22 protein-coding genes are annotated in these 22336 nt (G+C 43.6%); 8 read left to right on the plus strand and 14 right to left on the minus strand.

Going from position 1 to position 22336, the window contains the following annotated elements:
* Positions 1 to 105: 105 nt before the first annotated feature.
* Positions 106 to 471, plus strand: coding sequence for a VOC family protein (locus AB4Z30_RS02835; protein WP_441923107.1), 366 nt, complete (start codon positions 106 to 108; stop codon positions 469 to 471).
* A 160-nt stretch (positions 472 to 631) separates the two neighbouring features.
* Here AB4Z30_RS02835 and AB4Z30_RS02840 read toward each other — a convergent pair whose 3' ends face one another.
* The 3 genes from AB4Z30_RS02840 to AB4Z30_RS02850 all read right to left on the minus strand — a co-directional run bounded on the left by AB4Z30_RS02840 (position 632) and on the right by AB4Z30_RS02850 (position 3608).
* A complete protein-coding gene (locus AB4Z30_RS02840) occupies positions 632 to 1351 on the minus strand; it encodes a hypothetical protein (RefSeq protein ID WP_441923109.1) in 720 nt (239 codons plus the stop codon).
* A gap of 125 nt (positions 1352 to 1476) precedes the next feature.
* Positions 1477 to 2859, minus strand: coding sequence for a sensor histidine kinase (locus AB4Z30_RS02845; RefSeq protein ID WP_441923111.1), 1383 nt, complete (start codon positions 2857 to 2859; stop codon positions 1477 to 1479).
* Positions 2860 to 2900: 41 nt separating this feature from the next.
* The gene (locus AB4Z30_RS02850; RefSeq protein ID WP_441923113.1) at positions 2901 to 3608 is read right to left on the minus strand and encodes a response regulator transcription factor; all 708 of its coding nucleotides are present in this window, start codon (positions 3606 to 3608) and stop codon (positions 2901 to 2903) included.
* Positions 3609 to 3766: 158 nt separating this feature from the next.
* On the opposite strand from AB4Z30_RS02850, the gene AB4Z30_RS02855 reads away from it, so the two are divergent.
* Entirely contained in the window at positions 3767 to 4024 is a 258-nt protein-coding gene (locus AB4Z30_RS02855; RefSeq protein ID WP_441923115.1) for a GlsB/YeaQ/YmgE family stress response membrane protein, read from the plus strand.
* Between the two features lie 103 nt (positions 4025 to 4127).
* Here AB4Z30_RS02855 and AB4Z30_RS02860 read toward each other — a convergent pair whose 3' ends face one another.
* Complete coding sequence (locus AB4Z30_RS02860; protein WP_441923117.1) at positions 4128 to 4895, minus strand: alpha/beta hydrolase; 768 nt, start codon at positions 4893 to 4895, stop codon at positions 4128 to 4130.
* A gap of 137 nt (positions 4896 to 5032) precedes the next feature.
* Here AB4Z30_RS02860 and AB4Z30_RS02865 point away from each other — a divergent pair, with 137 nt between their 5' ends.
* Positions 5033 to 5650 (plus strand): TetR/AcrR family transcriptional regulator, encoded by a 618-nt coding sequence (locus AB4Z30_RS02865; RefSeq protein ID WP_441923119.1) that lies wholly within the window; start codon positions 5033 to 5035, stop codon positions 5648 to 5650.
* A 142-nt stretch (positions 5651 to 5792) separates the two neighbouring features.
* On the opposite strand, the gene AB4Z30_RS02870 is transcribed toward AB4Z30_RS02865, so the two are convergent.
* The 6 genes from AB4Z30_RS02870 to AB4Z30_RS02895 form a co-directional block, all read right to left on the minus strand.
* A complete protein-coding gene (locus AB4Z30_RS02870; RefSeq protein WP_441923121.1) occupies positions 5793 to 8444 on the minus strand; it encodes an ABC transporter permease in 2652 nt (883 codons plus the stop codon).
* Positions 8437 to 9129: an ABC transporter ATP-binding protein gene (locus tag AB4Z30_RS02875; protein WP_441923123.1), complete on the minus strand. Its 693-nt coding sequence runs from the start codon at positions 9127 to 9129 to the stop codon at positions 8437 to 8439. Before AB4Z30_RS02875 ends, AB4Z30_RS02870 begins: the two co-directional genes overlap by 8 nt.
* Positions 9130 to 9240: 111 nt before the next feature.
* Complete coding sequence (locus tag AB4Z30_RS02880; protein WP_441923125.1) at positions 9241 to 10485, minus strand: ATP-binding protein; 1245 nt, start codon at positions 10483 to 10485, stop codon at positions 9241 to 9243.
* Positions 10485 to 11186 carry a response regulator transcription factor gene (locus tag AB4Z30_RS02885; RefSeq protein WP_441923127.1) on the minus strand — a complete coding sequence of 234 codons (702 nt, stop codon included), beginning with the start codon at positions 11184 to 11186 and terminating at the stop codon, positions 10485 to 10487. The genes AB4Z30_RS02880 and AB4Z30_RS02885 overlap by 1 nt, the downstream gene beginning before the upstream one ends.
* 245 nt (positions 11187 to 11431) lie before the next feature.
* Positions 11432 to 11620 carry a hypothetical protein gene (locus AB4Z30_RS02890; RefSeq protein WP_154985372.1) on the minus strand — a complete coding sequence of 63 codons (189 nt, stop codon included), beginning with the start codon at positions 11618 to 11620 and terminating at the stop codon, positions 11432 to 11434.
* 64 nt (positions 11621 to 11684) lie between these two features.
* Positions 11685 to 12425 carry a class I SAM-dependent methyltransferase gene (locus AB4Z30_RS02895; RefSeq protein WP_441923130.1) on the minus strand — a complete coding sequence of 247 codons (741 nt, stop codon included), beginning with the start codon at positions 12423 to 12425 and terminating at the stop codon, positions 11685 to 11687.
* 139 nt (positions 12426 to 12564) lie between these two features.
* Here AB4Z30_RS02895 and AB4Z30_RS02900 point away from each other — a divergent pair, with 139 nt between their 5' ends.
* Complete coding sequence (locus AB4Z30_RS02900; RefSeq protein WP_441923132.1) at positions 12565 to 13767, plus strand: MFS transporter; 1203 nt, start codon at positions 12565 to 12567, stop codon at positions 13765 to 13767.
* The gene (locus AB4Z30_RS02905) at positions 13754 to 14401 is read left to right on the plus strand and encodes a TetR/AcrR family transcriptional regulator (protein WP_441923134.1); all 648 of its coding nucleotides are present in this window, start codon (positions 13754 to 13756) and stop codon (positions 14399 to 14401) included. Before AB4Z30_RS02900 ends, AB4Z30_RS02905 begins: the two co-directional genes overlap by 14 nt.
* 173 nt (positions 14402 to 14574) lie before the next feature.
* On the opposite strand, the gene AB4Z30_RS02910 is transcribed toward AB4Z30_RS02905, so the two are convergent.
* Together AB4Z30_RS02910 and AB4Z30_RS02915 are read right to left on the minus strand one after the other, a co-directional pair.
* Positions 14575 to 15612 (minus strand): ketopantoate reductase family protein, encoded by a 1038-nt coding sequence (locus AB4Z30_RS02910; RefSeq protein ID WP_441923136.1) that lies wholly within the window; start codon positions 15610 to 15612, stop codon positions 14575 to 14577.
* Positions 15613 to 15625: 13 nt separating this feature from the next.
* Positions 15626 to 16372, minus strand: a complete 747-nt coding sequence (locus tag AB4Z30_RS02915) for an acetoacetate decarboxylase (RefSeq protein ID WP_441923138.1) — start codon at positions 16370 to 16372, stop codon at positions 15626 to 15628.
* A 155-nt stretch (positions 16373 to 16527) separates the two neighbouring features.
* Between AB4Z30_RS02915 and AB4Z30_RS02920 the strand changes: the two genes are divergently transcribed.
* Both AB4Z30_RS02920 and arr read left to right on the plus strand, forming a co-directional pair.
* Positions 16528 to 17415, plus strand: coding sequence for a LysR family transcriptional regulator (locus AB4Z30_RS02920; protein WP_441923140.1), 888 nt, complete (start codon positions 16528 to 16530; stop codon positions 17413 to 17415).
* Between the two features lie 235 nt (positions 17416 to 17650).
* Positions 17651 to 18067, plus strand: coding sequence for an NAD(+)--rifampin ADP-ribosyltransferase (arr, locus tag AB4Z30_RS02925; RefSeq protein ID WP_441923142.1), 417 nt, complete (start codon positions 17651 to 17653; stop codon positions 18065 to 18067).
* A gap of 83 nt (positions 18068 to 18150) precedes the next feature.
* Here arr and AB4Z30_RS02930 read toward each other — a convergent pair whose 3' ends face one another.
* Together AB4Z30_RS02930 and AB4Z30_RS02935 are read right to left on the minus strand one after the other, a co-directional pair.
* Positions 18151 to 19395 carry an MFS transporter gene (locus tag AB4Z30_RS02930; protein WP_441923145.1) on the minus strand — a complete coding sequence of 415 codons (1245 nt, stop codon included), beginning with the start codon at positions 19393 to 19395 and terminating at the stop codon, positions 18151 to 18153.
* Between the two features lie 21 nt (positions 19396 to 19416).
* Positions 19417 to 21075, minus strand: coding sequence for a family 43 glycosylhydrolase (locus AB4Z30_RS02935; RefSeq protein ID WP_441923147.1), 1659 nt, complete (start codon positions 21073 to 21075; stop codon positions 19417 to 19419).
* 314 nt (positions 21076 to 21389) lie between these two features.
* On the opposite strand from AB4Z30_RS02935, the gene AB4Z30_RS02940 reads away from it, so the two are divergent.
* Entirely contained in the window at positions 21390 to 22301 is a 912-nt protein-coding gene (locus AB4Z30_RS02940; RefSeq protein WP_441923149.1) for an AraC family transcriptional regulator, read from the plus strand.
* Positions 22302 to 22336 lie beyond the last annotated feature (35 nt).

Consider the following 22336-nt stretch of genomic DNA (forward strand, 5'->3'; position numbering starts at 1 on the left):
TCTCAAGCTTTTTTCTAATATATTATTGCCTTTAAATATGGAAAATAGTAGAATTCACTAAAGGAACATTCGTTCCCTACTAGACGCTAGAAGGAGATGCATCAGGTGTTTAAAAAGTTAGAGTGCGTGTGTATTCATACGAAAGATATTGAGAAATCACTTTTGTTCTACACCAAAATGGGGTTAACAGAAAATTGGAAAATAGAACGTACCTTGGAGAGCGGTTCTACCTGGACAGTAATAGGTTTGAAATTCCCCCAAAAGGACAGTTCTGAACTTGTATTAAGCAATCACCCTGAACTCAACTTTACAGAAGTTGAAATTCTTGTTGATGATGTGAGACAAGCACATGATGAACTAAGCAAAAACGAGGAAATCCAATGGATTAGAACTCCCTCTGCAACGGAGTCTGGACATATTGCTGTAATGAAAGCCCCTGATAAAAATGTGTTTGTATTAGTTGGAAAGTAATCTGGAAATATAGAGGTGTGTTCATTTCACTATGGTTCGTCTATTCTGACGAACGTAATCAACTCATAACGACATAAAAACCTGCCCAACTCTTGGGCAGGTCCGAAAAGTAAAACGTATGAAACGTTTCTACGAATCAAGAAGTGAATCGATTACACTTTTAGTCCAGCAGGCTGAAGATATGAATACTCTCGACCTGGGCATCCTTAATATGGAACGACATGACATCTACATAGTTCGATGGCTCGTAACGGAAGTCGTCTTCCTCGTCAGGTGCCCCATCCCCTACCAACTTCCCTTCAGGATACGCTTTTTTAAGTGTGTCCAGGCTATCCCCTGCTTTAATGTTTCGAACTGTCGTGTATTTGGAATCGGTAATTTCGATTTCAAAGATCGAGTCTTGTTTTCCTTCAGGAACACTGATGGTTTTAATCTCCATACCAGGATACGTATATACTTTTTCCGTAAATCCGATTAAATTATCCATATTGGTTCCATCGCCAGCAGTATACGTATGGGATTTGAAATTGTCTGGTTTGCCCAGCATCTGTTCCATCTGCTCTTCATTCGCTGTATCCGAAATCGCAATAGTGTGCTCATTATAGACAAAAGCTAGCTCCTTCAGCACAACATTGCCTTCCTTCTTCACTGAGCCTTCCTTCACTACTTCAGAGCTCTGTCCTTCAGCACCTTCGGAATCCGTTTTTTTGGAATCTGACGTTTCTTCACCTTTACTTTGTCCGTTCGACGTATTTTGTTCAGCCGAGTTCTGTCCGGTTGTTGGTGACTTCGCATCAGTGGACTGACAGCCCGCCAGAGCCATCGTTAGTAAAACACTTATCAAGATAAAGCTCGCAGATTTCTTAGTTAATTTCATCATAATCCCTCCATAAATGTGTGATTTGTTCTTATGAAGTTATTATAAAAAAAGCATTTGTTAGTCTCATAACAGAAATGTATCAGTCTTGTAACGGTACTTATTTGGGCTTCCATATAGGAGCGAGCTTAAGCACGAGGTAACACAATCGTAACTGTCGTGCCGTGTCCTAACTCACTTTCCACGTCTATATATCCGTTAAACCGCTCAACGATTTCTTTGCAAATGGACAGTCCGAGACCAGAGCCATTCGCTGTACTTGCATTTTTCGCCCGGTAAAAACGTTCCTGCACTCGCTCCAGCTCATCACCTGCGATGCCAATGCCTTGGTCACTTATCTTTACAACTACCTCGCTTGACGTATGTTCCATCTCCACGTCAATTTGCGAATGACTGCCTGAATATTTGATAGCGTTATCCATAAGGTTGGCGATTGCATGGGACATCAGCATCGGATTTACACTCGCGTAGACTTTGGTCGTACCTTCATCTGATGGGTTTTCCTCCGCTTGTTTAACCTTGATCACAATCTCTTTGTCCTTCGTCTTGGCTTCCATATTCGTGGCGACTTGCTGGATCAGTGCGTTCATTTCCGTCTTTTCGACCTCCAGCTCGCTTGAACCCGTCTTGTCGAATCTCGATAGCAACAACAGTTCATTGATCAAACGGGTTAGCCGATCCGATTCCTGCAATAGATGTGCATAGATTTTTTGTAGCTCTTCGTTCTCATTTTCCCCTTCATACAGGTATTGAGAGAAACCCCGAATCGCTGCCAGTGGTGTTTTTAACTCGTGAGATACGTTCGAGACAAATTGTTTTTGATACTGAATGTAATCGTGAAGCTGCCTTCCCATGGAATCGAGTCCATCCGCGAGCATACCCAGTTCATCCTTGCGATTCAGATGAACTCGCTTAAATTCCTGTCTGGAGAAACTTTGTGCGGCACCAAGCAGCGTCTTGATCGGTTTGGTTGTATTACGTGCAATCCACAAACTGGCTAACGTAATCAACACAATGAATCCACCCGCACCCGCAAATAAGACATAACGGATTTGATCCATGATCGCATAAAAGTACGAGATGTCCTCTACGAACTCATACACATAAGCATTTTCATAAAATTGATTCTGAATGGGGGTCGCAAAATAAAGCAGATGATCATCCGTTACAGTGTAGGCATAGCTTCCGCTCAGAGCTTTTTCAATATTTTTCTCGAAAATATGTGGTTTGCCATCATTAATAATGATGCCATCTACAGCCAAGCCCAATAGCCGCTTGGAGCTATCATAGATACGCACTTCCTTGCCTGAAGCTTTCAGCTTCTCCAGTGCAAGTCTGACGATTTCTTTCGTCTGCGGCTCCCCTGATGATGATCGATGTTGTGCCAGCACTTCACGGAAGGACAACTCAGACAGATCCGCCTTCTCCATCATCTGTTTTTCAATAGTAATGAAGCTGTAGTAATCAATGGCTTTATTGACGGCAAAAATGATGATGCCAAAGGAGAACACAGAGAAAAATAAATAATTCAGCAGTAACCGGGTCGCGTACTTCAGGCCTCGCCACCTCCAAGCTGATAACCAAATCCATAGATCGTTCGGACATATTTCGGTTCGTCCGCGTTGTCCTCCAGTTTCTTCCGTAATCGCATGATGGTCATATCCACACTGCGACTGTCCCCCATAAAATCATATCCCCATCCGATTTGCAGCAACTCGTCTCGAGTATAGATTTTGTCAGGTCTTTTAAGTAAAGTTTCCAGAATTTTGAATTCTTTGGCCGTTAAAGAGACGGGAACATCGTTTTTCAGCACTCTGCGGCTTTCCATGTCAAAAGTTAGCTCTTCATGAATGATACGTGTCGATGGTACTTCCACCCCTTCACTTGTCTCATACTTGCTCTCGTTTCTTCTCAAAACTACCTTGATGCGAGCAAGTAATTCGCGGTTGTCAAAGGGTTTGGTCATATAATCTTCTGCGCCAAGCTCAAGCCCCAGAACCTTGTCGATAATCTCATTTTTGGCAGAGAGCATAATTGCAGGAACGGCACGTTTCCCAGTAATCTCCTTACACAAGTCATATCCGGAGCAATCTGGCAACATCAAATCAAGTACCACCAGGTCGGGTTGAAAAGAATCCAGCAATTGCAGTCCGGTTTGGCCATTTTCTGCGGTTTTCACATCATAGTTTTCTCGCCGTAGTACTAGCTCAATTAAATCTCGAATTGCAGCTTCATCATCAATGACAAGTATTTTCTTCAATGTCTGTACACCCCTTCTATCCGCGTTCCCCAACTTGAATCCTTAGTTACCCCCATCTTAGCACAGACGCTTTAGAACCCTCCAGCAATAGGAAGATGAGGTATAATCCCGAGAGCCCCACATACCTTTTAATAACCCCGAAGAAAGGAGAACAATCCATGGAACTGCTCTGGGTACTCATCGTTGGTGGACTTATTGGCTGGTTAAGTGGCAACCTGATTGGGCGGGATGTGCCGGGTGGTGTACTTGGAAACATTGTTGCGGGTTTTATCGGTTCCTGGCTAGGAACGGAATTGCTTGGGCCAAGGGGACCGGTGATTGGCGGATTTCATATCATTCCGGCGATCGTTGGCTCGATCATTGCCTTGCTCATCTTTTTTGCTCTGGCACGCGGCGGAGCCTTCCGTAGACGTTAACGAAGAGTAGCGGAAATCGATCCCGTTGTTCAATAGAAAATCATAAAAAGACCGACAGCATTCATCTTTTGGAGATGAAAACTTCGGTCTTTTTTTATTTTTGTCATGGATTCATTGATTTCATCCATTCTTCCAGTGCCTGAACAATCTGCTTAAGTTGCTCCTGTTCTGTGATCTTAGGTTCGTTGTCTCCCTTCTGCATTCCGTAGGAGCCAAATTGACCATGGTTGCCGCCTTCAATGCTAACAAATGTTGTGTCATTCGGAAGATTGGATTTGGCTTTTTCCCACGATTCCCAGTTCAGAACACCATCATTGCTTCCCGTGATTTGCAGTGCGGACAAGTTCGTTCCGTCCAGTCTCCCTCCATCATCTGCATAGGAAGCTAGGTAAAAGACACCTTTGATCTGATTGGTATGGCCTGCAGCATATCTTGAAGCAAATACACCGCCTAGTGAGTGTCCACCAATAACAAAGCTTTCACCCGCATGTTCCGCGAGAAACGAATCCGCCCGGTTTCCCCCGAACATCGCCAAGTTCAGCGGCATCTTCGTAATATATACACGATGTTCTTGCTCCGCTAATGCTCGTGCCATAGGCGCGTAACTTGCCGGCTCAACCAGACCTCCGGGATAAAACACAACATTCGGCTGCGTGATATCCTGCCCTTTAGGTTCAAATTGATAACCGTTCTTCACTTCACTAACAACGACCCGATCATCACTTTTCATTGCCGCTTCCGCTTGTTCCGACGGGCTGTATGTCACAGATGCCAGGTAGGCAAACAAGCCTGCTACCAGTGCAATAATAACTACGATAGTCCATATCGCCATTTTCTTCCATCTGATTTTACGTGCTGTTGTCTTTGCCATAACTTCGTTGCCCACCTTTAAACGTATCATTTTTAATTACAAAATTAATTATATTTACTGGTAAGTAAAATTACAAGCCTCTTTGCTTATATTTATGATTTGACATAAAATATTGTGGAAGGAGTGTGTACGAATCTATGCCAGAGCAGGTACCTAAACGTTTGCGTGGAAGACCCAAGCAGACGGACAATGACATTTCCATGCAGCAAACCATTATCTATACGGCATCTACCCTATTTAAAGAATTTGGCTACGAGATGGTTACCCTTCAGCAGATTGGCAAGAAATGCGGCGTATCCAAACCAACCATATATTATCATTTCGCGGGCAAAGCGGATCTATTCGTGGCAGCCATGACAACGATGTTGCAGAACGTTAGAAAAATTACGGCGCATATGCTGGATGAGGCGGAACATCTGCAGGAAGGATTAATCCAATTAGCCGAAGCGCGTCTGGCGAATCCTCATGGCGAGATCGAAATGATGATGCGTGAAGCGGAGTCTTTACTCGAGCAAGAACAGATTCATGCGATACGTGAAGCGGAGCATCAGATTCATGAAGTGTTAGCCGCTCATTTTAAAAAAGCGATGGATCAGAATATTTTTCGTGAAGAAGACCCGCTTTTCTTGGCTGAGGCTTTTTCGACTCTGATGTTAATGGGTAACCGTGAGCATGAGCGGCAGAAAAATGAGTCTCATCGCGTCCTGGCGGAGAAAATTGTACTTGTTTTTCTTAAAGGAGTAACGACATCTTAGTCCATTAATTGATTAATTGATTAATTGATTGATTTGATCTGATGATCAATTCTATAATTCTCCCCTGTGTATTCATGCTTTGTTCATGCCAAAAAAACTCGGTTGTTCGTTCTAAAGCGAACAACCGAGCTTTTTGACGAGGTTAATTTTCCCCGCGTAAACCATCTGTAATCTGAATTCGTTCAAGACGTCTGAGCGGCCAGTATGAGGCTAAGAGTGTGGCAGCGATAGCACCCAAGCTGCTAATGAGAATACTGCTCCAAGGCATAACCCATTCGATCTGCACAGCATTCCTCATTAGATAAGACACACCATAGCTCAAGGCTGTACTGAGAAGACTTCCGTACACAGCGGCAAATACACCATAGAACACACCCTCAAGCAAAACCATCTTACGAATTTCCTTTTGCGTCATACCAATCGCTTTTAATACGGCGAACTCCTTCGTCCGCAGAATAAGATTCGTACTTACCGTATTCAAAATATTCAGAAACGCAATGGCTGCAATAACTCCTATAAAGCCGTACAGAAATATATTTAGCGTCAGCGCATCGTTACGGGCTTGTTTCATCTCCTCTACCCGATCGCGATAGTTATACCCTGCATCCTGCTGAACAAGGCTTTTGAAATAACCCACAATTGCTCCGTTATCTGTCTCAGGATTGGCTTGAATGAATATTCTGTCATAAGCATTATCGCCCGTGATGTTTTCAATCACCTTCGGTGTCGTTATCATTTGAATAACAGCACTTTCGGTGTATTTACCAGAGAGAGGAGCTTGATCTGCGGTTCCGACAACAGTAACGGTTTTGTATGACTGCTTGTCACCCATTGACCGGACCTTAATTTTATCCCCAACCTTGAAACGGGTTTGATCAATGATCATGTTAGTCCCTTTGTCGGTGATCATTCTGATTTTCTGGATAACAATGACACCATTTTCATCGTTCATTTGGCTTGCATCAATGCTTCCGGAGGTGAGTTTGGGACGAAGCTCCTGAAGTCCGTTTATACCGTAAGACGTCAGAAAATTGTTATCCGTCCGATATCCGTTTTCCTGTTCAACAGTGTACATTTCTTTCTGCTGCTTGTAGTAATCCGGATTCAACTTTTCTTTCGGAATGATCGCTTGGAGCTGATGATTGTAAAATGAATAGGCCTGTTTAACCCCGTCAAGTGTAGCCAGCTTGTTATATACCGAATTAGGGATACGTTTATTCATACCCTGATAATCCAAGGAGTAAGAGTAATTGATGCCTGATTCAGAAGTTGTTCCTAAAACGTTCACCAAGCCGCCAAACACAATATACATAACAATGCTGATAATCATTGAAAAAGCAGTAATGCGAAATCTCTTTCGGTTCCGCCGAATATTTCGGCTGGCAAAGCGCCCTTCAAACCCTAGCCATTTGCTGCCCGCAAATGATAAGCGCTTGAAATCCCCCTGCTCTACCACCGTGCTTCCTGAAGTTTTCAGAGCTTCAAGTGGTGAGACGCTTGACGCCAGCTTGGCTGGACCCAGTGCCGACAAATAGACAACAATCAGTCCTAAACCTGCTGCCGCAAGTAAAATAGGCACTGAAATAATCATGTGCATGTCGTTCAAGAAACCTAATGTCAGCAAACTGATGTTATAGAATAGAACTTTCATCAAAATGGTTCCTGTAAATAAACCGATCGGAATGGCAATCAGACTAAGCACAGTCGCTTCCTTGAATACAATTTTGCGGATCTGAGCGGGTGTCGCACCTATGCAGCGCAGCATGCCAAACTGAGAAATGCGTTCAAGCACTGATATATGAAACGTATTGTAAATTACTGCGCTTGTGCATCCCATGATAATTAGAACAATAGCTGCAAATGCATACATTGAACTTTGGTTAACGTCGGCATAGGTGCTTTTGCCAAACAGTTTGAGCAATTCATTGTTATATTCTATGCGTACATCCTTTATCACCGTTTCCCGGTTCAGCTCCTGAGCGGAACCTTGATCCACACTCCCTAAACCCAATGAAGACAGAATGGCCTCGCTCTTCTCCTTTATATTGTCCATCGATTTCATGGTCGCATAGATAAAAAAAGTCTGAGACGGATCGATTTGTTGATGATCATCATACGTAATCCCTGAATAGATGAAAGTGGATGACCACGTTACATTTTTGGCCGTTTTCATCACCCCGACAACGGTATATTGCTGTTTCACGCGCGGTTTGAATTTCTCATCCAGATTCCACCCATAATCACCGATGGCTTTCGCACTTTTTACCTTTCCTGTAGAAGCTTCGATCCGATCTCCAAGGTTCAGCGTGATCTTGTCACCAACCGCTGGTTTCGAAGTGAAATTATTCAGACTCCAGGATGACAGGATGATTTCATTAGGCTTTTCTGGCAAACGTCCACTCTCCAATTGAACTTGAAGCTTGGACATGGCTTGCGAATCGTATCCTTTCACATTCAAATAACGATAAGGCGCAGCAAACGGGTTTTCGTTTTTCTCCTTTTCGCTAGTGGGACTTATGATTGCATAACCGATACGATGAATGACTCCCGCACTGCCTATGGCGGCCTGATTCACGATGCGAGGTACGTCTTTGCCTGAAACTCCATTGAAGGACACCTCATAATCCCCGTAATCTTGAATCGTCTGACGTACCAGTTTGTCCTGATAACTCATCGCAAGTGTGCCAACAGCCGTAAGTAGCGTTACGGACAGAATGATGCCAACAATGGTGAGAATGGATCTTTTTTTCTGTCCAAGCAAATATTTCTCCGTGAGCTCCGTATACTTACGCATCGTGTTGACCCTCAAGTTGCTGATCGAAAAGAACTCCGTCTTTAATGTTCACAATACGATCCGCTCTCCGGGCTACATCGGAATCATGTGTAATCATAATCAAGGTTTGATTGTATTTTCGAACAGAATAGGTGAGCAAATCTACAATTTCCTTGCTGTTTTTGCTATCCAGATTGCCTGTCGGTTCGTCAGCCAGAATGATCGAAGGTTTGTTAATCAACGCTCGTCCAATGGCTGTGCGCTGCTGCTGTCCACCCGACAACTGGTTAGGCAGATGATGCTTTCTGTCCTTTAGCCCGAGTACGCTCATTAGTTCGTCTGCATAGTCTTCATCGGCTTGACGATGGTCGAGCAGCATAGGCAGTTTAATATTTTCCTCTGCGCTCAGAACCGGAATCAGGTTATAGGCCTGGAAAATGAATCCGATCTTGCGTCTTCTGAAGATTGCTAAATCCGTCTCATTCAGAGAATATAGATCTATCCCATCAATATGGACTTGTCCACTAGTTGGACGATCCACGCCTCCAAGCAGATGTAATAACGAACTTTTTCCTGAACCGCTGGCACCAACAATAGCAACAAATTCACCCTGTTGAACTGTTAAGTTAATATCTTTTAGGGCGTCGACTTTGGCGTCATTACTTCCATATGTTTTACATAATTCATTCGTTTTTAAAATTTCCAAAGCATGTGCCTCCTTCAAAAGCTTGAAAAATTGATGTATTCTTATTGTTATTATAAGCTCGAAAGCTTACGTCAAAGTGAAGAGGAAGCTTACGTTATTGTAAGCTTCCTCTTAATACATCGTTTTCATGAAAGTAATTCGGAATTCCGTTCCTTCTCCAGGCTCGCTGGATACCGAGATTGTTCCACCCAAACCTTCAATAATGGACTTGGTCAAAGACAGACCTACTCCGGTACTGTGAGGTTTAGCATTACTTCTTCCCAGGTAGAATCGGGTAAATACATGGGGGATCTGCTCTGGCCGAATTCCTTCTCCTTCATCCCGGATGATAATCGAGTGAAACAAGCCCTCGTCCTCCATCGTAATGTACACTTTGCCTGATACGGGAGAGTGCTCCAGTGCATTTTTTGTTAGATTAATAATCGCCTCGGTTAACCATTCTTCATCTGCATGCAGCAACATGCCCTCGCCGCCTTGAACGATAATAGTCTGTTTCTTCTGCTCCGCCAAAGGCTGCAAGGTCTGCACAGTGGATTCAATAATGTCTTTGGGTCTTACGTTTTGCAGTTGAAAAACGATAGCTCCCGCTTCCACTCTTGCCAGCTTCAACAAGCTGATAATCAGCCATTCCATGCGTTCAATCTGCTGCCTGCTTCGTTCGAGAAAAGTGGTTCGGATCTCTTCTTTCATATGTGGGTCATGCAACATATTTTCATTAAACACGAGCAGGGATGCGAGCGGTGTTTTGAGTTGATGTGATATATCGGTCAGCAGATGGCTTAGAAATGTTTTCTCCTGCTTCAGCTGATCTACACTATGACTTAGTCTACCTGCCATCAGGTTGAAGCTATGCCCAAGCGCACTGAAGTCTCCTTCTGCACTCTCAGGCAGTGAGGTATTGAATTGACCTTCCACCACCTGCTCCGCTGCATGTGTAACACGGCGAATCCTGGAAAATAGCTTGCGGTACTCCCAAAATATAAGCATCAAAACCGGAATACCGCACAGAAAAAAGATCAACGCCGTATTCCCGGGCAATGCTGTTCCCGATAGGGCAGGCTGATTCTGAATGCCCATTTGCTCTGTATACCCGTATTGAGACAAGATTTGTTTACCTAACGTAATATCCTGTTGGTCTGAACCTTGAGTAATATGTTGAATGAGCTGATCTTCGAGCTGTGGCTGCTTACTTAACACTTGTCCGACAAAGGCCGCATGCTGGTTCACAACCGTTTCGTTGATGCTTTGGATCTGCAGATTCATCGCAACGTAAATGATTGCAGTCAAACCTAATTGAACAAGGATGAATTTGATGAACACAGATTTCCACTCCGGATTACGAATGACTTCAACCATCAGCGGTATGCTCCTGTCGTTTCAGCGTTCCATTTGTACCCAACCCCACGAATCGTAACAATATACTGAGGAATGGCTGGCGTTTCCTCCACCTTTTCCCTCAATCTGCGTATATGTACCGACAATGTATTATCATCAATGAATTCACCAGAGACATCCCATAACTTCTCAAGGATCGATGTTCTGCTGCATATTTGTTTGGGATGGGACATTAACATGAGAAGTAGTCGGAACTCCAGCGTTGTCAGCGGAACTTCCTTTTTGTTTTTGAAAACAACACCTTCCAGCACTCGAACTTCAAACTCTTCGGATTTCCATACGTTCGAATGTTGTTCAGGGCGGGAATGACGCCGTAAAACAGCCTTGATTCTGGAAAGCAGCTCCTTGGTACGAATCGGCTTGGTCATATAATCGTCAGCACCCAGATCAAGTCCCGCGACCACATTCATCTCCTCATCCAGCGCGGTGAGAAAAATGATCGGCACCTGTGAGTCCACACGAATTTCCTTGCATAATTCATATCCCGTTCCGTCAGGCAAATTAATATCGAGCAAAATAAGTTCTATTTCGTTTTGCTCAAGAACATCGCGAGCTTCCTTCAAGGTTCCCGCATGAGTGATCTCATACCCTTCATTGGTTAACGTATATTCTATTCCAAACACAAAATTTTCATCATCTTCAACAAGCAAAATGCGATTCATTGCTGCACCCCTATTCTAGCGTTACCTCTTAAACCCAAGTGTATGTGCTTCATCATTCTACTAAAGGTATCATTTGAAATACAAGCGGGGGTTCGTTTGCCGTTTGTTGTATGAAGATATTCTGTGCTGGCGGGAAAAGCAAAAAAAGACAACCGTTATATCGGTTGCCTGTGATGAAAAATGATAAAACGGTCATGTTGTACTATAAGTGCAGGATTTCTTTTGTCTTCTATCCCGAGAACTATTTAATTCACCAACTTCTCCGGGTTTTTCACTTTAATGGAAACGACCTCACCGCAGTTCAGACAAATCGTATACACACGTTCAGAACCAAGTGACATCTTTTTATCCAAAGGCCGCAAATTAATAAAGTCCGTTGCCTCCACAAAGGATGTACCTCCGCAATCGTTACAAGTTCTAGATGTTGTTGTCATATCAAATATTCCCCTTTCTACTTATGTAATTTCAATCCATCATTTCAATCATTACGATGCATTCTTACCCTTTCTTACATACACTAATTACCATTGGGCTTGAAGGTTGAAACGGCGTTTGATCCCAGTTCGCATATTGACTCTCCACGGTAAAACCTTGCTTTTCCAGCAACTGCTGCAGTGTCTGCACATCTGTGAATCGGCAAGCAATGCGTGACTTCGTTTGACGATGCCCCCAGTCCCGAATGGTTGTCCAGTGCATAATCTGTTTCTCGGCATCATACGTCTGGTTACCAGATACATTGACGGTCACGCCATCCAAATCGATGAATGTGCCCCAGTGCTCTTCTTCCTCATCCGATAAATCATTACCGTCCGGATYTCGCATCTCAAATGCAAATATGCCACCGGTCTCCAAATGATTATACGCCGTTTGCAGCAATGCCTGCTGATCCTCATCGCTCAGAAAAGCCTGAAATGCATTTCCCGTCAGAAAAATCATGGAGAAGCGCTGATCGGACTCAAACGTACGCGCATCTGCTTCGATAAAATCAACCGGCAGATCCTTCGCTTTGACCCTCGCATACGCGAGCATATGCTCTACGATATCTACACCGCTAATTTGAACTCCTCTTTCGGCTAAATAAAGTGTGGCTAATCCTGTTCCACAAGCAAGCTCCAGCACATGTCCCGGATTTTTCTTGGCAAGTTGAAGGAAAAACTCGTATTTATCCGTCTCGCAGCCGAATTCCAGATCATAGTTCATTGGATCTCGGTACTCTTCCTGATTGTTGTGATCAATCAATATGTCTCACCCTTTTCCATCAAAAATGTATTTACAACAGGAATTATAACACACTATAATGGTTTACATTGAGTAAAGGTTAACGATATGTAAACCACTTGAAAATGTGTAAATGATGGAGAAGGAGAAATTTTAACGTATGAGTTCGATGACACAATCCACCCGCTTTCCGATGTTCATTCTGATGTTAAATCTGTTTATTGCTTTGCTCGGACAAGGGATGCTGATTCCGATTTTACCGGAGTATCTTAAGCTGTTCCATGCAGGAGGCACCGTTGCCGGATTTTTGGTTGCAGCTTTTGGCGCAGCCCAATTTCTATTTTCGCCGCTGGGGGGACAATGGGCTGACCTTTTTGGACGTAAAAAGCTGATTATGGCAGGCATGTTTCTGGTTGTCGTTTCAGATCTTATTTTTGCGGTATCGACATCTCTGCCTCTTCTATATATCGCTCGTTTCATCGGGGGAATCAGTCTAGGTCTGATGGTTCCAGCCAATCTGGCTTATGTTGCTGATATTACAACTCCGGAGACCCGTGCCAAGGGGATGGGTTATTTCGGTGCATCGATGAATCTAGGTATGGTACTTGGGCCGGGTCTGGGCGGTTTTATTGCCGAGTTGGGTGTACGTATGCCGTATTTCGTCGCTTCCGGTTTGGGTCTGGTTGCCGCACTGCTTACCCTTCTTTTGCCCGAGACTCTTCCTCCTGAAAAAAGAACGATCTCGACGGAGAAGAAAAAAGGGGGCACCATGGGCGAGCAAATCTGGAGTTCGTTCAAGGTTCCTTATTTTGGATACTTGTTGATTATTCTTGTGATGACCTTTGGTCTGATGAGTTATGAGACGGTCTTCTCCTTGTTTGCGGAAACCAAATATGGCTTCACTGCTTCAACCATCTCCATTATTATCACCATGGGAGCCATTATCGGCATTGTGATCCAGATCTGGTTACTGGACTTTTTTGTGAAACGTTTGGGCGAAATCAAACTCATCCGTCTGTCCTTAATCATGACCCCGATTGCTCTTCTGCTCATGTTAATTAAGGTGAATTTGGTATTCCTGTTATTTGCATCGGCGCTTTATTTTGCATTTAATGCATTCCTTCGACCAACCGTCAGCTCCCTGATATCCAAAAGTGCCGGGGATCGTCAAGGTTATGCATCAGGCCTAAATACGACTTATTCGAGCTTAGGTACCGTCTTTGGGCCACTTGTTGCAGGTCTGCTGTTTGACAAAAACGTGAACTTCCCGTATATTTTTGGTGCCTTAATGCTACTGGCTGCATTATCACTCACGATGAGCGCACAACGTTCAAAGAAAGGAAACCGATATGCAAGCGAATGAGAATTGGCATCAGCAGTTAAAAAATCAGAATCGGGATGAACTGATCGAAGCGGGTAAACAACTTTTTCTAGAACACGGTCTACTGCAAGTGAAAATCAAAGACATTTGTGCTGAAGCGAATCTAAGCCGTGTGACCTTCTATAAACATTTTCAATCGATCGATGAGCTGTTGCTTACCATTCAGATGCAGTTGGTTGAATCCATGACACAGCATGTTGGACAGGCTGCAAGCACAAATCGTAGTGGCCGTGAACAGCTTGCAACGATGCTGAACGCATGGGTTTCTTTTGCCAAGGAGAATCCTGATCATATTCGTTTTATTCAATTATTTGATATCAATTATGAGGTAGTTCATTTTCAGCCAGAACTGAAGGATACCTATGAACGGTTTATCCAAAACGGTAAAGAGAACCACTTCCTGCTTCAAGCCTTGGTCTCAGGAGTTGCCGACGGTAGCATCCGTAATGCTACCCCTCCGCTTAAGCTGGCGCAGTTCATATTTACGGTGATGATGGGTATGCTGCAGAAGATGTTTACACACCGCTCATATGAACTTCATCAACTGGATGATCAGATGACAAAGCAGTTGGTTGATATGCTGCTGCATTATGCAGGCAATGAGGACAAAGGATAGTTGGATTTCGTTGAGCAAGATTAGACAGATCGAGCAACGATTCCTGAGCTAAATTTTGCAAAATAAAAGAAGCCTATCTTCTCATGTTTACATTTTGTACTCATGTGGAAGAAACGGCTTTTTTATTTGTGTTATTTGTGTTATGAGTTCGTAATTACATCAAGCATCAAGCTTTAGAACTGTGACACATTCAAAAGATGTTCAAAAGTTTGGATATTGGTTGCAAACTCTGGTACGTTCCGTGCTTCTTCTGCGGCTTCAACCAGCTTAACCACCATATCGTTATACGGTGTTGCAATCCCCGTACCTTTTGCCTTGCTCGAAACTACGCCGTTAATGTAGTGGATTTCCGTTTTACGTTGTTTTTCCAAATCCTGCAGCATGCTTGCTTTAAGCAATCTGGAAGGTTCCATCACCTGGCGCAGCGTTTGAATACGTGCAGGAATTTCCTTTTCGCTCTGTAGTTCCAGTGAGGCCATATCAAATCCGTTCATGGTGACAAAAGAAACACCATTCGCATGTCCGACTTTGATCGTTTCGTCAATAATATGAACAGCACTTCGAATGCCCGCTTCATGATCCAGAATATCTCCATACGTACCATTCAGTGCGGCGGACAATCCGCTAAAGGCGTTGTTAATTAAAAGTTTTGACCATTTGGTTCCTACCAGGTTATCCGAGATATGTGTACCGCCAACCAGATCCAGCACTTCTTTTACACGCTGAATTCGCTCGGTTGTTTCTCCGTTCAATTCCCCAATCTGGAATGCGTACTGTTTGAATTGAGGATACGCCGTGGTCAGGCTGGATACGCCAGGTTCCATGAACGTAGCGCCAAACTCAACCGAACCAGCGATGACCCGTTCAGCTCCAACGATCGATGCCACGTTGTCTTCAGGAATCCCGTTTTGCAGAGAACATACAACACTGTCTTCATGCAGATATGGCAGCAATTCTTTCAATACAGACTCGTTGTACAATTGTTTCGTTAACAACAGCACAAGATCATATTGCCCTGACTTTTGTTCGGGGGTGATGGCTTTTACGTTGGCCTGAAACTCGGTCGTTCCGGTTACTTTTGCTCCTGTCTGATTAAGTGCGTCGACATGTTCCTGATATGCATCAATTAACTCCACGTCCATTCCGCCATCTGCCAGATAAGCACCAACAATAGTTCCTAGTGAACCTGCACCTACAATTGCAATTCTCATATGTGTTGCCTCCTTATTTTTCTTCCAGATAGTTATATACAGGCTGTGCTGCATTCAAAGTTAAGTTCGTCAGGATGTGGGAAGCGGACACCACTTCAAGCACTGGTAAATCAGCCAAAGGCGCAAGTGCGTGCTCGAACAGCTGCAGCCGAGCCGGGCCTGTCCAGGCTTCCTTTACCTCGATATCGGTAATTTGCGTACGGATCAGATCACAGATGCGAAGATTACCTGTATAATCCGTGGCGATTTTGATCATAAAGTTGGGACGGCAGATTTCTTTTTTGGCAAGCTCTTTGTCCATCTCCACATGTTTGAAACCCATCGTTGCTGTGGCTACGCGCAGTGATCCATAGTCCAGCGTGCCCACGAGGGTATCGGAGTCTGTGTACAGCTTGGGAGCACCGAGCTTTTTCGGATAGGCAGTTAACTCTCGTCCGCTCGCAATGGCCGGGAAGTTGTCCACGTACATCGAATGCACATAATCCCCTTCTTCGCCATTGAACTGCACGGGAATGACCTGTCCAGCTTCCGTATATGCGCCAAGTCCGGAAACATCCGGCATCCACATCACTTCGAATTTCACCAAGGGTTCGGTAATTTGCAATGGCTCAGGAACAGCTGCCCGCAGAGCCCGCTCATCCGTTCGGTAGATAATGTTCAGATACTCCCGATTCACGAATTTATAAGGTGGCATTGGATATGCCGGGGCTGTTAAAGGCGTGTTCAGATTTTTGGCGATATTGTTCACATCAATTTTCATGAAAAAGACACCTGCCTTTACATCAAGTTATTGGTTGATTATGTTATTGACTTGTTTTGTTTGCTATAAATAAAGTCTACATCTTTCTTTAAATTTAATATAATACATAATAAGTAATGTATATATTTATTCAAATAAATAAGAGGTGCATATAAATGGAACTTCTCCAGCTGAAATATTTTCAAACCGTTGCCTATACGGAACATATCTCCAAAGCCGCTACTAAGTTAAATATCGCTCAACCTTCGTTAAGTCTCACCATCAAACGACTGGAGGACGAAATGGGTACCCCCCTCTTTCACCGAAAAGGCAGAAATATTGAATTGAACGCGGCGGGAGAAATTTTGCTGAAGCATGTTAACCGGATTTTTATTGAACTGGAAAATGCGCGGCTTGAAATCAAAGAAAAAGAGGATGAGCTTTCTTCGCTGATCCGTATTGCGATCTCGAATTCGAGGTTTCTATCGGGGCTAATTAGTGAATATATCGAAGTGTGTCCAAGCGCTCAGCTCCATCAAGGGATTGCAAGTCGAAGTGACATTGTGACACAGCTGAAAAAAGGAGATATTGATCTGGGCATCACGGGTCATCCCATTCTGGACGAGGAGATTGAAAGCGTGGTGCTGGTTGATGAGCATATTGTGCTTGTCCTGCCTTCCACACACGCTTATGGAGCGGAAAAGGAAATTTCATTACATGCGGTTGCCAACGAACCTTTTCTGTCTCTCGCCAATAATGATGAATACCGCCGATTTACCACGATGTTATGTGAAAAGGCTGGTTTTGTTCCACATCTGGCTTTTGAGGTTGATTCACATACATTGGTCGAGATTATTAGGCTGGATCGAGGTGTGGCTCTGTTGCCGATCTCCGTCTGCCGTAATCTTGGACTGCACTATGTCTCGATTGCTGATGTAGCCGCGGTCTATCCAATCAGCTTGTCATGGCTAAAACATCGCAAGCTCTCGCCATCCCTCGCGCAATTCCGTGACTTTATTACCTCGTATTATGTATCCAATCGTTCGATGTTCAAGTTTGAATAAAGAAGCTACTTGAACATGAAGTAATAACCAGCTTCTACCGCTTCATATTAAAACAAAAAAGCCGCTACGTTAGCGGCTTACGAATTTCAATATAACAATTCATGGTCTGATCTGCCCGATCCTCTTCTCTCTACTCTAATTATAACGTTTTTTAAAATTTGATAACAGACTGTTTTTTCACCAGCGCCTGCACTATACTGCTAAATACAAATCTAAAAAGTTGAGGTGTGTCCATATGGATGACAATAAAATAGTCTTAGATCCGGGTCCCTTTTTTCACGGTACCAAAGCAGAACTAAAGATTGGCGATTTATTGGAGCCCCAATTTTTATCTAATTATCAAGATAAAAAGTCGAATCACATCTACTTCACCGGAACCTTAAATGCTGCCAAATGGGGCGCTGAACTTGCTAGATCGAGTGCAAAAGAAAGAATTTACGTCGTAGAACCATTAGGAGATTTTGAGAATGACCCTAACGTAACGGATAAAAGATTCCCTGGAAACCCGACTCGATCCTATCGATCCAAATCCCCCCTAAAGATCGTCGCTGAATTAGGTTCATGGGACCGACACACGGATGAAGAAATTGATCATATGACTTCATCTCTGAAAAAGTTAAGTGATGAAGGTAAAAATGTGATCTATGATTGATTTTTAAGGTACCAAATCGAATTGAAATGCCATGCTAAACGAAGTTCATTAGATCGTATGAGCTTGTTGTTGTCCTTCTAGACTTATCTGGATACCGATTTGATCATCAGAATACAGATCCCTCCAAAGATAGACAGTACAAATGACATCATAAAGATCGATGAGAACCCGATCTGTGAGATTAAAAACGCTGCGATTACTGGCGCGATGGCCTGTGTTAACGTATTACCTAGATTGTAAATACCCAGAAATAAACCAACACGGTTTTTGTCAGGTATAACGTTGAGGTTCAACAAGTTATCCAAGGAGTTCCATATGCCCATCCCTAAACCAGCCAAAAAGGCATAGATGATAATTCCTGTGTCGTTTTGCAAAAAGTATAAACTCAGTGCACCAACACCCAAAGATATGGTAGACAGCCCAACAGGATACTTCAAAACATTAAACTTGTCCGATAGCGGCCCTGCAACAAATCCCATCAGGATACCGAAAACCAGCATGATGATATTGATTAACTGAATGGACTGTTGTGTGGAAGAGCTATCTTTCTGAAGAAAGTCTGTCATGATAAACAGAAGATATCCTGTAATGGCAAAGTTTCCGATCCCTTGGGATAACTTACCGATGAGAGCCAAGTAATAGTCTCGGCCAACAGACCAGTTTGGAAAAACAGCCATCGCCTCTTTCAGTGACAATTTCTGGCGAGTCGATGAATCATCTCTATCAGTTGTTTCATGCAGATTGGATGGCTCACGGGCAATTAACGCTGCAATAAGTGTACCCACAAATGTGATGATACCAAATATGATAAAGCCCAATCTGAATTGACCCAAAAAGAAAGCGGCCAGGATGGTGAATCCGTTATTGCCCAAAGCCATGCCAAGGCCACCGTATGCTGATGAAGCGGAGCCTCTTCCCCCTTCTGGAGCTAAATCAATCCAGGCAACCATCGGTGCTACAATGAAGTTTAATGCCACTTGGCCAATCATCCAGCTAAGGAGTAAAATCGGCACGTTTGGACTCATGGAGGCAAAGATCATAGCTAACATAAATACAAATGATCCAGCAACGAGCCAAGGGGTTCTCTTTCCAAAACGCGATCTGGTACGATCTGATAAATAACCGGCTGCCATGTTGGATACAGCGGCTACAATCATGCCGACCGCTGAGAAAAGGGCTAAAATATTAATTTTATTCGCCGCATCCAGATGCTGGATCAGAGCCGGCAAAAATAAACTAGACATCGCAATGTATGGTCCCAGCCAAGTGGCTGGTCCAATGATTAAACCTGGAATCAAACGTTTTAGCGGAATTGTGCGGGTATTCATGTTCTACTTCCTCTCTAGTAGCTATTCATTGTGAACGGAATAATATTTAAAATCTGCAAATGAATCATGCTGGTGGGCATCCACAGAACCGATAAAATTAAATAATCCTGTAAAACCACCAATTTCACCTGGCTCACCATTAACGCCTTCATCCGACAAATACGATACATCGATTTTCTTCAGCAGTGCTTGCCACTCCATCTGCTCTTCAAAACGATATGAAATGTCTGCAAAACCTTCATTGTAAACCAGTTTAAGTTCTGCCTGTTGTTCAGTCACAAGCACCTGATGATGGACATACTCCATACGCTCCCCAAGCTTCGCCTGAAGTACCGTGAGAATCATTCCTTCAGCCCTTTCGGAATAGGTCAGATGCACGTATAACCAGTTGTTTGAATCGTAATAGAGTCCCATGCCAGCCGTTTCGGAATAGTGATCTGCATGAAACTGCACATGCGTCTTCAACTCATACTTGAAAGATGTAGCTCGTGTCGCCATAATGGCAGGATTGACTTGTGAAAATAAAGAATTTTGCCCGTATATCCGCAAATGACCTGGACGTTCCGTTGTATTCACCCATTCCTCTTGCTGCTCTCGATAAGGTGTCATAAAATGCAGCCCTGGTTTCACCTGGTCAAAATCGTCGAACACATCATGGGACACGGAACCTGTACTCGTTAAACCTTCCATACCTTCGGTTTCCATCTTCGCCACATTGGAGCCATCTTTCATCTGCAGCCATCCATCCTCTGTCCACTGCATCTTCTGAATGGATGTCTCTCGTCCTAGCGGATTAAGAAGTTTATCCCCCAATGGACGCGACATTAAATGTGCGATATACCACTCGCCGGTATGCGTTTCCACTAACGAGCCATGACCTGCCTTTTGCATGATAGAGTTCGGATTATACATCTCAAAATGTCCTGCATCCGGATCACCGAGTGAAAATAAATGCTGCGGTGAAGAAGTAATGATCGGCTCTCCAGATGGATGCGGCTTGTATGGACCAAAGACATGCTTTGAGCGTCCAATCTCGACACCATGCGCATAACCTGTTCCACCAGCTGCCAGAAGCAAGTAATAGTATCCATTACGCTTGTAAAGTTGAGGTGCTTCTGCACATCCTCGTGTCGTGAAACCTTGCGTTACGCGTTGCCATGTACCGATGATTTTTCCTCTATCCATATCCAGCTCGGCAATGACAATATGCCCCGGAGCCTGATACCCCGTGCGAGTCTCCCATTCCAGAATGGCAACATAATGTTTACCGTCATCATCGTGATAAAGAGCAGGATCAAATCCAATGGAAGTGAGATAAATCGGTTCTGACCAAGGACCTGTAATATCTTCTGCCCACATCATATAAGAGTCAGCATTAAATTCCCGCCCAGCCATATTGACCATATGGGAGAAGGTTAACCAATATTTTTGAGAGGCAGCATCGTAAGATAGATGTGGAGCCCAGATACCAGCTGGTGTATTGGTTCCTCGCAAATTGATCTCACCTTTGTTCAAAGCCGATCCGATCTGCTCCCAATTAGCCAGATCACGGGACTGAAATAGTTGAATTCCAGGGTTCCAATGAAAAGAAGAAGTTGCGATATAATACATTTCACCGACACGAATAATGGACGGATCAGGAGCCATGCCCGGTATGACTGGATTGATAATACGGTTCATATTCATTCTCCTTTCAGATGTAAAATTGCGATTATGTTTTCAGAACTTGCTCTAACTGGAGCGATTTCAAATAAGCGCTTTCTTTTTCCTGACATGTGAGTTTACCCATTTCTGCTTGAGATCTCAAAATTTATGTTCATTGATCACGATCACGGGTTTGGCTATAATAACAGAGGTATTAGTTCAATAAAGATCAATCCCTGTCAGGAAAGCGGTTTCTCATCACTTGATACATATTATAAGCTCAATAAATCGATCAATTCGATTGTGTCAGTACAGATTAATTTACCCTTATCAAAGGTGGATTCAATTAAATGGAAATGAATAATCAGGATTATATGGTGGGTGACAGAACGGACCTTCTTCCACGGATTGATTGGAATATACGTTTTTTCGGTGCTCACAAACAGACGGTTCGTTCTGGATGGTCGACGACAAAAGAATTTCACCATGCCTTTGAAATTTTAATTGTTCTGGATGGAATGCAGGAAACAAAACTGGAGAGTGAGTCTTTTGAGGTACAATGTGAGGATATTCTTCTCATCCCTCCTGGCTTTGAACACACAAACACGAACATTTCAGCTGCGTCAATGACCTATTTCTGTGCACATTTCGATGTGGACGAACCTGCGTTGCGTATGAAAATCATGAAAAATTGTGACTGGGTGTATACTCCTTCCAATCCGTCTTATAGCCGGTTAAGAGCTTGTGTTCAGCAATGGATTGATCTTTTTGACGATCCGGATATAACGGTATCCAAAGCTAAACTGAGAGCACAAATCGTTCTGTTTGAATTGTTGGAGATCTTAATTGACTTACAACCTGTGAACATAGAAACGCATGCGAATCAGTCGATGACTACGGCCAAACATGCCCGGGAAATTGCCGAGGCTATCAAAAGTCATTTCAGACACCAGGTGCGCGAAAAGAACGGTGAAGCAGACGAGGATGATACAGTTCATATTCAACCAATCATCGCGTCGTTAGGAATCAGTCCCAACTATGGATTGGAGATATTCCAAAAAATCTACCATATGTCTCCACGAAAGTATCTGTCCGATCTGAAGCTGCAAGAAGCCAAGATGCTGCTGCAACAGCCTGAGATATCCTTGACCGAGATAGCTCTTCGTTTGGGGTACAAAAACCTGTCCCATTTCAGCAGGCAGTTTAAAAAGTGGACGCAGCTCAGCCCCACGGAATTCCGTAAATTAAAAGCGAAAGCGTAACCATGAAAACAGCTGCGGAATTAAATCGCTGTTTT

Source organism: Paenibacillus sp. 2TAF8 (genome assembly GCF_052114825.1).
Lineage (GTDB): Bacteria > Bacillota > Bacilli > Paenibacillales > Paenibacillaceae > Paenibacillus.

Bases quoted from the DNA above. Each gene is read 5' to 3' on its own strand.
- AB4Z30_RS02840 (WP_441923109.1), bottom strand. From the start codon at position 1,351: ATGATGAAATTAACTAAGAAATCTGCGAGCTTTATCTTGATAAGTGTT.
- AB4Z30_RS02855 (WP_441923115.1), top strand. From the start codon at position 3,767: ATGGAACTGCTCTGGGTACTCATCGTTGGTGGACTTATTGGCTGGTTA.
- AB4Z30_RS02860 (WP_441923117.1), bottom strand. From the start codon at position 4,895: ATGGCAAAGACAACAGCACGTAAAATCAGATGGAAGAAAATGGCGATA.
- AB4Z30_RS02865 (WP_441923119.1), top strand. From the start codon at position 5,033: ATGCCAGAGCAGGTACCTAAACGTTTGCGTGGAAGACCCAAGCAGACG.
- AB4Z30_RS02870 (WP_441923121.1), bottom strand. From the start codon at position 8,444: ATGCGTAAGTATACGGAGCTCACGGAGAAATATTTGCTTGGACAGAAA.
- AB4Z30_RS02880 (WP_441923125.1), bottom strand. From the start codon at position 10,485: ATGGTTGAAGTCATTCGTAATCCGGAGTGGAAATCTGTGTTCATCAAA.
- AB4Z30_RS02885 (WP_441923127.1), bottom strand. From the start codon at position 11,186: ATGAATCGCATTTTGCTTGTTGAAGATGATGAAAATTTTGTGTTTGGA.
- AB4Z30_RS02890 (WP_154985372.1), bottom strand. From the start codon at position 11,620: ATGACAACAACATCTAGAACTTGTAACGATTGCGGAGGTACATCCTTT.
- AB4Z30_RS02900 (WP_441923132.1), top strand. From the start codon at position 12,565: ATGAGTTCGATGACACAATCCACCCGCTTTCCGATGTTCATTCTGATG.
- AB4Z30_RS02905 (WP_441923134.1), top strand. From the start codon at position 13,754: ATGCAAGCGAATGAGAATTGGCATCAGCAGTTAAAAAATCAGAATCGG.
- AB4Z30_RS02910 (WP_441923136.1), bottom strand. From the start codon at position 15,612: ATGAGAATTGCAATTGTAGGTGCAGGTTCACTAGGAACTATTGTTGGT.
- AB4Z30_RS02915 (WP_441923138.1), bottom strand. From the start codon at position 16,372: ATGAAAATTGATGTGAACAATATCGCCAAAAATCTGAACACGCCTTTA.
- AB4Z30_RS02920 (WP_441923140.1), top strand. From the start codon at position 16,528: ATGGAACTTCTCCAGCTGAAATATTTTCAAACCGTTGCCTATACGGAA.
- arr (WP_441923142.1), top strand. From the start codon at position 17,651: ATGGATGACAATAAAATAGTCTTAGATCCGGGTCCCTTTTTTCACGGT.
- AB4Z30_RS02930 (WP_441923145.1), bottom strand. From the start codon at position 19,395: ATGAATACCCGCACAATTCCGCTAAAACGTTTGATTCCAGGTTTAATC.
- AB4Z30_RS02935 (WP_441923147.1), bottom strand. From the start codon at position 21,075: ATGAACCGTATTATCAATCCAGTCATACCGGGCATGGCTCCTGATCCG.
- AB4Z30_RS02940 (WP_441923149.1), top strand. From the start codon at position 21,390: ATGGAAATGAATAATCAGGATTATATGGTGGGTGACAGAACGGACCTT.